This window comes from Acinetobacter lwoffii (genome assembly GCF_024129435.1).
GTDB lineage: Bacteria > Pseudomonadota > Gammaproteobacteria > Pseudomonadales > Moraxellaceae > Acinetobacter > Acinetobacter lwoffii_F.
Genome location: NZ_JAMXXN010000009.1, coordinates 113,368 through 121,911, shown reverse-complemented (window position 1 = coordinate 121,911; position 8,544 = coordinate 113,368). Strand labels below are relative to the sequence as shown.

Here is an 8,544-nt window from a genome sequence, read left to right as displayed (position 1 = left end):
TCCCTTCCCGAACTCAGAAGTGAAACCTCTTAGCGCTGATGGTAGTGTGGGGTTACCCATGTGAGAGTAAGTCATCGCCAGCTCATTATTCGAAATCCCCCTCCGCCAAGGCAGAGGGGGATTTTTTTATGTGCGGGTTTTTAGATAAGATATTTAACATATCTATACCTCAAAGTTGATCAGATTCTTCTGAGACAGAGGACTCCTGTTAATTTGTTTGACGTATTAGGATCTCTGTAAGGCTGGCTCTAAAAGAGTTTATAAGCTGATTTTGTAAATTTTGGCACATAAAAAACCAGCGAATCGCTGGTTTTTTACTGCTGGCTATTTTATCCAAACACACGCATTACGGCTGCAATTAATACCCAAAGAATGGCAATCGCTACGATTGGTTCAACAATCTTTGCCCATTTTGGGGTGTCGACAACAATCACTTCTTCGATATCTTGATGCTGCTGATTCTGGCTTACCATTTGATTAAACTCCTTCATTGATGCTTCCAATGATAGCTCTTCTTGCACAATTGGTTTAGAGCCTTTGAGTTCTGTTAGCTTGTTTGTTGTCCAAACCCAATCATCTGCTTGACCAGATAAATGTTCAATTTGCCCGGTCAGTAATTCCTGAATGCTATGGATATTATGGTTGCCGGTATCATGCAGTTGTTTTAATTCAATAAGCTGTAAATGAAAAATTTCTGAAGTGCTGTGCTCAAGTTGGGCTCGATCCAGAGTGGATTGATTTTCCGGACTGGTAGCGAGATGACGCACGATTTCCAGGATATATAATTCATCAGGATGGTTGATTTCATTATAAATTTTTTGTGGGTTATGACGCCATTCAGTAATAAGTTTACCTAAAGTTAAGGCATTGATTTCTGATATATATTTTCGTCTTTCTTCTTTTGTATAGTCTTTTAGAAGCTCAGGCTTTTGAGTCTCTATCTGTTCAACAAAATATTGTACTAAATCAAAAGCCATTCACTTGCTCCATTATTTTTAATCTAATAGTCTTAAAGTCGGTTTTTTCTTTGGTTGTTCAGTTTGTTCTTCAGTGCTTGATTTTAAAGCATCTTCATCATTTTGTGTATGCTCATATTCACTTGGATCAAAGAATAAACCTTGACCATTTTCACGTGCATAAATACCGAGTACTGCTGCCATAGGAACATAAATATCACGAGAAACGCCACCAAAGCGAGCCGAGAAGCTAATGGCATCATTGCTCATATGCAGCGCATGTACGGCATGTGGCACAATATTCAGGACAATCTGTCCGTCTTTAATAAACTGCTCAGGAACCATGGTATTTGGGCGTGTGGCATCCACCAGCAGGTAAGGCGTCATATTGTTATCGCAAACCCACTCATAGATTGCACGTGCCATATAGGGACGGGTAGGGCTAAGGTTGAATTCTTGTTCGGACATGAGGTTTCTCTACGGGTGCTTGAGTTGCGCTGAATAACGGTTCTTTTCCTGTAATGTCATGGATTTTACAAAGGCAGGACGACTGAAAATTCGTTGGCAATATAAATAAAACGGACGGCATTGCTGCTGTGGTAATTCTACGCCCATCTGTTTCAGACGGATAAAAATTGGTGCCAGCATACAATCCAGGATACTAAATTGTTCAGACATAAAATAGGGAAAATGCTGGAATAGTGGCATCAGTGAAATCAGAATATCCTGTAACTGCTTTTGTGCCTGAGTTCTGGCTTTCTTATCCAGCGTATCAGGATGGCATAACATGAGATCAGCCAGCTTTAACCAGTCATTTTCAAAGCGCCAGATGTATTGTCGTTGCTCTGCGCGTGGTATTGGGGCATCGGCATACAGTTTATTCTGGCGATAACGATCATCTACATATTCTGAGATAATTGAAGTATTAAATAATTTGAGTTCATTTTCGATCAGCATCGGCAATTGATTATAAGGATTGAGACTGGCCAGATCCTCATCATCGGCATCCACCAAAATCAGGTTATATTTAATCTGTTTTTCGGTAAGCACATAGCGAATCCAATGGGAACGAAAGTCATCGGCATGACTATAGAGAGTGATTCCTTGAAGAGGCGCGCTTTCGACTGACATAAATCCTGATGAGCTTCTAATGAATAGACTAGAATACTAAAATTCAACCTAAAAAGCACCAAGCATCAAAGATCAATCGGCTTGAGCCGAGGTAGATTATAAGAAAAACAACTGGAGGAAAATAAGATGCTGATCAAGCTTCCTGTCATTTTGCTGTTTATCTGTATTGGGATCGCAAATTATTATTTGATGAAGTCATTCTGGTGTCACGAAGGGGTATGGGGTAAGGATGTACATGAACAATAACAAGAAAAAAGTTCTAAATGACCCACTAACCGCTATAAAAAAACCCTGGAAAATCCAGGGTTTTTTGTCCGATTCGGTAAACGAATTAACGTTTAGAGAACTGAGGACGTTTACGAGCTTTACGTAAACCAAGTTTCTTGCGTTCAACTTCACGAGCATCACGAGTAACGAAACCAGCTTGACGAAGAGCAGGTTTTAAAGTTTCGTCAGAAGCGATCAATGCACGAGTAATACCGTGACGGATAGCGCCTGCTTGACCACCAATACCACCACCAGCAACAGTGATGTAAAGGTCATATTTGTCAGTAGCTTCAAGAAGCTCAAGTGGTTGGTTAACAACCATACGAGCAGTTTCACGACCGAAATACTGTTCAAGAGTACGGTTGTTAATTACGAGTTTACCAGTACCAGCTGATAGGAAAACACGTGCAGTTGCGGTCTTACGGCGACCTGTACCATAATTAGTAGCCATGTGCTGTTATCCCTTAGATGTCCAAAACTTGTGGCTGTTGAGCAGCGTGTGGATGCTCAGTACCTGCATACACTTTCATTTTCTTGATCATTGCATAACCAAGAGGACCTTTAGGTAACATACCTTTAACAGCTTTTTCTAGAACTGCTTCTGGTTTGTGAGCGATTAACTTTTCAAAGTTAGTCTCACGGATACCACCAGGGAAACCAGTGTGGCGATAGTATTTCTTATCTTGTGACTTTTTACCAGTCACAGTGATTTCTTCAGCATTGATAACAACGATGTAGTCGCCAGTGTCAACGTGAGGAGTATAAGAAGTTTTATGCTTACCGCGTAAACGACGAGCGATTTCAGTCGCAAGGCGACCTAAAGTTTTGCCAGAAGCATCAACAACGTACCAGTCGTGTTGAACTTCAGCTGGCTTAGCGCTGAGAGTTTTCATTAAACCACTACCTATTATAGTTGGTTTGGACTATGGAATCTGTCCAAACTAAAGGAGACGCGATTCTAAACGAATACGTGAAGAATCACAAATGAAAATTAAAATTTCAAGCGCTGTATTTTATCTAATCTCCCTGGTGAAAGAAAGACCTAAGCCTTTATATGCTACAAAAACTGCAACTATATTTGTAACCATAGTTTCAATGGTATCAAAATATTGATTTATAAGTACTCTTTGCAATGATTACTACAGCGTAGGCGTGATCGGGTTATAATATTTCTCAGCTTTGCCAAATTGAGAAGATGATGCTGCCTTTATATGTCACCAGTGGGGAACCTGCCGGAATTGGTCCTGATATTTGCCTGAGTCTTGCAGATCGTGTTGATGAGCGCCCAATTGTGGTATTGGCGGATATTCATATGCTCGAGCAACGTGCTCAGATACTCAAATTATCGGTTGAGCTGATTGAATATCAAGGACAGGAGTCATCTTCAGGCATCGGTCAGCTATTTGTAGAGCATGTTCCCGTGCAGCAAGACGTCGTATTGGGTGAGCTGAATCCGAACAATGCGGCTTATGTACTGGAGCAACTGCGTCGATCCGCAGACTATGCCATGTCAGGAAAAAGTGTCGGCGTCGCGACTGCGCCTGTACAAAAGTCCGTGATAAATGAAGCGGGCATTTCTTTTAGTGGTCATACCGAGTATTACCAGGAATTTGCTGGTGTTCCACGTGTAGTCATGATGCTGGCCACCAAAACTTTACGCGTGGCCTTGGCCACTACCCATCTTCCGCTTCGTGCCGTGGCAGATGCGATTACGCCTGAACGCTTGCATCAGGTGATTGATATTCTGATTCACGACCTGAAATCCAAATTCAAGATTGAACAGCCGAATATACTGGTTTGCGGTTTAAATCCGCATGCCGGGGAGGGCGGTTATTTGGGGATGGAAGAAATTGAAGTGATCAATCCGGTACTCGAAAGCTATCGTGCCCAAGGTATCAACATGAGTTTAAGCCTACCTGCTGATACTTTATTTACTCCAGAAAACCTAAAAGATGCTGATGCTGTTCTGGCGATGTATCACGATCAGGGCTTACCTGTGTTAAAATCACAGGGCTTTGGTGAAGCCATTAATATTACCCTCGGCTTACCGTTTATTCGAACTTCTGTTGATCATGGCACAGCACTCTCCCTTGCGGGGACGGGACTTGCGAAAAGTTCCAGCCTGCACGTTGCTGTCGATTTAGCCCTCGATCTGGCGCGCCACTGATTATTGTTCATCACTCACGTTGGAAATGTTTTTATGTATCAAATTAATGCCTTAAACCCAAAAGATGAAGGGCATCAGGCTCGAAAAAGATTTGGTCAAAACTTTTTACATGACCAGCGTGTCATTGCCAAAATTGTACGCTCAGTCAATCCGCGTCCAGGTCAGAACATTCTGGAAATTGGCCCGGGTCTGGCCGCTTTGACTTCACCTTTAATTGGCGAATGTGATGCCTTAACCGTACTTGAGCTGGATCGTGATCTGGCTGCTGGTCTGCCGGGTCGTGTGCCGCATCCGGAACGTTTAACCATTATTGAAGCCGATGCCTTGAGATATGATTATTCTCAATTGTTTCAGGAAGATCGTCCACTACGTGTCGTCGGTAACTTGCCTTATAATATTTCTACGCCATTGTTATTCCATCTTTTGGAATTTGGTGACAAAGTGCAAGACATGCATTTCATGCTGCAAAAAGAAGTCGTGGATCGCATTACCGCATCACCGAATACCAAAGAATATGGCCGTCTGTCGGTGATGATTCAATATTTCTGTAAACCGACTTTCTTGTTTGAAGTGCCACCAGGCTCTTTTAATCCGCCACCAAAAGTGACCTCAGCGGTATTCCGCTTAGAGCCTTATAAAGTTAAACCGATTGTGGCGAAGAATGAAAAAGCGCTAGCACGTCTGGTATCGCATGTATTTACCCAGCGTCGTAAAACTCTGCGTAACAGCTTGAAGGGTATGCTGGTTGAAGAGGGTTTTGAAAAAGCGGGTGTTGATCCGATGGCACGTCCAGAAACCCTGACCCTTGAACAGTTTGTTGCACTTTCAGATCAAATGGTGGCTTAAATTACGATGAACCGCACTGCTCGATATAATTATGTGATTGGGGATGTTCAAGGCTGTTTTGAAGCCTTGAAAGCTTTACTCAAGGAAATCCAGTTTGATGCAGAACAAGATTTTATCTGGTTTGCTGGAGATTTGGTTGCACGTGGTGAAAACTCAATTGCAGCATTGCGGTTTATCAAAAAGCTGGCTGAGCAAGGTGCGGCTGCGACGGTCTTGGGAAATCATGATTTGACTTTGCTGGCTTATGCCCGCGGCATCAAACCGGTGAAAGAAAAAGACAATGTTCGTGATGTGATTGATGCGATCGACAGTGATGACTTGATTGACTGGCTGCGCAAACAGCCAATGTGTCTATTTCCAAATGAGCAGACTATCCTGACGCATGCTGGGATTCCGAATATCTGGAGTGCAGAAAAAACTGCTCAATTGGCACAAGAAGTCGAAGCGGTCATTGCTCATGATGACTTCGAGGTGCTGGATGATTTTCTGAAAGAAATGTTCGGGAAAGAACCCGCACTTTGGTCGGATCAGCTACAAGGCCATGAACGTATTCGCTGTATCGTGAACTACCTCACCCGAATGCGTTTAACTGACGCTGAGGGACGTCTGGAATACAGCTTTAAAGATGCGCTGGATGATCCGATGCCGGAAGGATTTAAACCTTGGTTTGAGTTTGAATCACAGGCCGCACAAACTCATCAGATCCTGTTTGGTCACTGGGCCGCCTTGAACGGTAAAACCATTTCGAACAAGATTCAGAATGTAGATGGCGGTTGTGTCTGGGGTAATCAACTCATGGCATTCCGCCTAGAAGATCAGCAGATGTTTGCAGTGGATAATCCGGTGATGTAAGTAAAGCTATTAAAAAAGCCACGTGATTACGTGGCTTTTTTAGTTTTAAAATTTAGTCTGCTCGAATCCAGGTCTGGTTACGGCCTAGAACTGAAACGCCTATGCTGGCACGTAAGGTTAAACGTTTACCGGTATTGTTTAAACGCATTTTTGCATCATAAATTTTACCTGCCAATGGATCGATAATACGACCTTTATCATAGTTCTTGGTGCCTTCAACCAGTTTTAGGCCTTTTAAAATGGTCATGCCTAAAATAGGCTGATTGGTATAAGGTGCAGGGCAGTTATTGCATTTTTCACGTGGATTATAGTCTGGGCGAGGCGTGATTTTTACAATTTTGCCTGAATAGGTATTATTTGCTTCTTTGCTAATGACGATAATCGCTTTAGCCGCCCCCGTTTTATCATCAATTTGTTGCCAAGTTCCAGTAATATCGTCTGCCCAAAGACTGGTCATGCATCCTGCTGTAAGCGCGGCAAGTAATATTTTTTTAAACATAGAGAGTCATTCCAAAGAATTTTTATCATCGCCCGCTCATGTTAGAAATCTTACTAAAATAGTCAACACTTATCTGAATACTATAGAGTTGATACACTAAAAAAAAGCTGCCAATTTGGCAGCTTTTTTGAATAATGAGAATTAGGTACTAATCTTGGCGAATCCAGGTCTGGCTACGGCCTAAAGCGGACACACCGACATAACCACGCAAGGTTAAACGTTTACCATTGGCATTTAGACGCACTCGAGCATCATAAATTTTACCTGCCAATGGATCAATCACTTTACCTTTCTCATAATTATTGGTGCCTTCCACATGTTTTAAGCCAGTCAATACATCCATGCCCAAGATCGGCTGGTTGGTATAAGGTGCAGGACATTTACTACAGGTTTTCTGTGGGGTATAGCCTGGACGTGGAGTTACTTTAATAATTTTTCCAGCAAAAGTCCCATTATCATTTTGACGAATTTCAATAATCGCTTTTGGTGAGCCGGTTTTATCATCAATTTGCTGCCAGATGCCAGTCAGATCCTGCGCATAAGCAGTCTCAGTCATCAGTGCAGCGATGAACAGTAATCCTAATTTAGTTTGTTTCATTATATTTATTCCTTTTTTATAGATGAATAAAATATCCTCAACACAAAAGTGCTGTTTTTATTAATCCTGGCGAATCCAGGTTTGTGTGCGACCAATCGCAGATATTCCGATATATCCACGTAAAGTCAGTCGTTTCCCATTGGCAGAAATCCGCCCTTTTAAATCATAAATTTTACCGGTTAATGGATCGAGTACCCGGCCATGTGCATAGTTATTTGTAGTGGTGGGTTTCAGTCCTTTAATGACGTCTAATCCCAAAATCGGTTTATCTGTATAAGGAGGTGGACATTTGACACATTTTTCCCGTGGCGTATAACCTGGGCGAGGTGTGACTTTATTAATCGTTCCGGTATACGAGCCATCAGCCTGCATTTTCATGTCAATCAATGCTTTAGGTGAGCCGGTTTTATCATCAATCTGTTGCCAGAGACCAGATAACTCCTGAGCAAAGGCCATAGAGCCTGTGAATAAAGAAGCTGAAAAAACAGTTAAAATTGCGATTTTATACATGCGATATCCTTATCCTTATTTTTTTATGAACATTCACCTAATTCCATGTGGTGAATGTTGACGCAAACTACGTTAATGCACTTTCATAATCTATATTGCATGAAAAAAGCATATGTTTAATATTCATACAACTTAATGCATTAAAATGCAAGCTTCTATCTACTAAAGCATAACCCCGTCACATTTTATTTAATAAAGCAGGAATTAATCCTGCTTAATCCAGGTTTGACTACGGCCTAGTGCTGAAACGCCGATATAGCCGCGTAGGATCAGACGTTTCCCATTAGCACTTAATTTTGCTTTGGTGTTATAAAGATTCCCTGATAATGGATCAAGCAGCTTGCCTTGAGCAAAACTGTTATTGCCGACGTGCTTTAAGCCAGTGAGCACATCCAGGCCGAGAATAGGTTTATTGGTATAAGGTGCAGGACAGGACACACAGTTTTCTTTCGGGGTATATCCAGGACGCGGGGTGATTTTTGTGATCTTGGCAGCATAGACGCCGGAAGCCGTCTCACGAATTTCGAGGAATGCTTTAGGTGAACCAGTTTTGTCGTCAATATTTCTCCATGTCCCTGAAAGGTCAGAGGCCAAAGCCAGATGGCTGAAAGAGGCTAAAAGTAAAGTTGAAAAGAATTGAACCTTTTTCATATATCTGTTCCTAGGTGAGATTAGTGTTCTTACTCTATAGTAAGAACGATTACCCTATAAAACAAAT

At 42.0% G+C, this 8,544-nt stretch carries 12 protein-coding genes and 1 rRNA gene; 4 read left to right on the top strand and 9 right to left on the bottom strand.

Going from position 1 to position 8,544, the window contains the following annotated elements:
• Window positions 1-83, top strand: a 5S ribosomal RNA gene (gene rrf, locus NI455_RS08340); the annotation flags it as partial.
• A 246-nt stretch (window positions 84-329) separates the two neighbouring features.
• Here the strand turns inward: rrf and NI455_RS08335 are convergent.
• The 5 genes from NI455_RS08335 to rplM form a co-directional block, all read right to left on the bottom strand.
• Window positions 330-977, bottom strand: a complete 648-nt coding sequence (locus NI455_RS08335) for a hypothetical protein (RefSeq protein WP_253113532.1) — start codon at window positions 975-977, stop codon at window positions 330-332.
• An 18-nt stretch (window positions 978-995) separates the two neighbouring features.
• Complete coding sequence (locus tag NI455_RS08330; protein WP_191112653.1) at window positions 996-1,424, bottom strand: ClpXP protease specificity-enhancing factor; 429 nt, start codon at window positions 1,422-1,424, stop codon at window positions 996-998.
• Between the two features lie 9 nt (window positions 1,425-1,433).
• On the bottom strand, window positions 1,434-2,087 hold the full coding sequence (locus NI455_RS08325; protein ID WP_253113530.1) for a glutathione S-transferase N-terminal domain-containing protein: 654 nt from the start codon (window positions 2,085-2,087) through the stop codon (window positions 1,434-1,436).
• Window positions 2,088-2,418: 331 nt separating this feature from the next.
• Entirely contained in the window at window positions 2,419-2,805 is a 387-nt protein-coding gene (gene rpsI / locus NI455_RS08320) for a 30S ribosomal protein S9 (RefSeq protein ID WP_004281681.1), read from the bottom strand.
• Window positions 2,806-2,818: 13 nt separating this feature from the next.
• On the bottom strand, window positions 2,819-3,247 hold the full coding sequence (rplM, locus tag NI455_RS08315; protein WP_004281682.1) for a 50S ribosomal protein L13: 429 nt from the start codon (window positions 3,245-3,247) through the stop codon (window positions 2,819-2,821).
• A gap of 305 nt (window positions 3,248-3,552) precedes the next feature.
• Between rplM and pdxA the strand changes: the two genes are divergently transcribed.
• From pdxA to NI455_RS08300, 3 genes are read left to right on the top strand one after another with little or no spacing between them, the layout of a single operon-like run.
• A complete protein-coding gene (pdxA, locus tag NI455_RS08310) occupies window positions 3,553-4,521 on the top strand; it encodes a 4-hydroxythreonine-4-phosphate dehydrogenase PdxA (protein ID WP_005248009.1) in 969 nt (322 codons plus the stop codon).
• A 33-nt stretch (window positions 4,522-4,554) separates the two neighbouring features.
• Complete coding sequence (gene rsmA / locus NI455_RS08305) at window positions 4,555-5,367, top strand: 16S rRNA (adenine(1518)-N(6)/adenine(1519)-N(6))-dimethyltransferase RsmA (protein WP_004645966.1); 813 nt, start codon at window positions 4,555-4,557, stop codon at window positions 5,365-5,367.
• Between the two features lie 6 nt (window positions 5,368-5,373).
• Window positions 5,374-6,219 (top strand): symmetrical bis(5'-nucleosyl)-tetraphosphatase, encoded by an 846-nt coding sequence (locus tag NI455_RS08300; RefSeq protein WP_253113528.1) that lies wholly within the window; start codon window positions 5,374-5,376, stop codon window positions 6,217-6,219.
• A gap of 52 nt (window positions 6,220-6,271) precedes the next feature.
• Here NI455_RS08300 and NI455_RS08295 read toward each other — a convergent pair whose 3' ends face one another.
• The 4 genes from NI455_RS08295 to NI455_RS08280 form a co-directional block, all read right to left on the bottom strand.
• Complete coding sequence (locus NI455_RS08295) at window positions 6,272-6,718, bottom strand: DUF2147 domain-containing protein (protein WP_005266049.1); 447 nt, start codon at window positions 6,716-6,718, stop codon at window positions 6,272-6,274.
• Window positions 6,719-6,866: 148 nt separating this feature from the next.
• A complete protein-coding gene (locus NI455_RS08290) occupies window positions 6,867-7,316 on the bottom strand; it encodes a DUF2147 domain-containing protein (protein ID WP_253113526.1) in 450 nt (149 codons plus the stop codon).
• Window positions 7,317-7,376: 60 nt separating this feature from the next.
• Window positions 7,377-7,826 carry a DUF2147 domain-containing protein gene (locus NI455_RS08285; RefSeq protein ID WP_253113524.1) on the bottom strand — a complete coding sequence of 150 codons (450 nt, stop codon included), beginning with the start codon at window positions 7,824-7,826 and terminating at the stop codon, window positions 7,377-7,379.
• 204 nt (window positions 7,827-8,030) lie between these two features.
• On the bottom strand, window positions 8,031-8,477 hold the full coding sequence (locus tag NI455_RS08280; RefSeq protein ID WP_005106118.1) for a DUF2147 domain-containing protein: 447 nt from the start codon (window positions 8,475-8,477) through the stop codon (window positions 8,031-8,033).
• Window positions 8,478-8,544 lie beyond the last annotated feature (67 nt).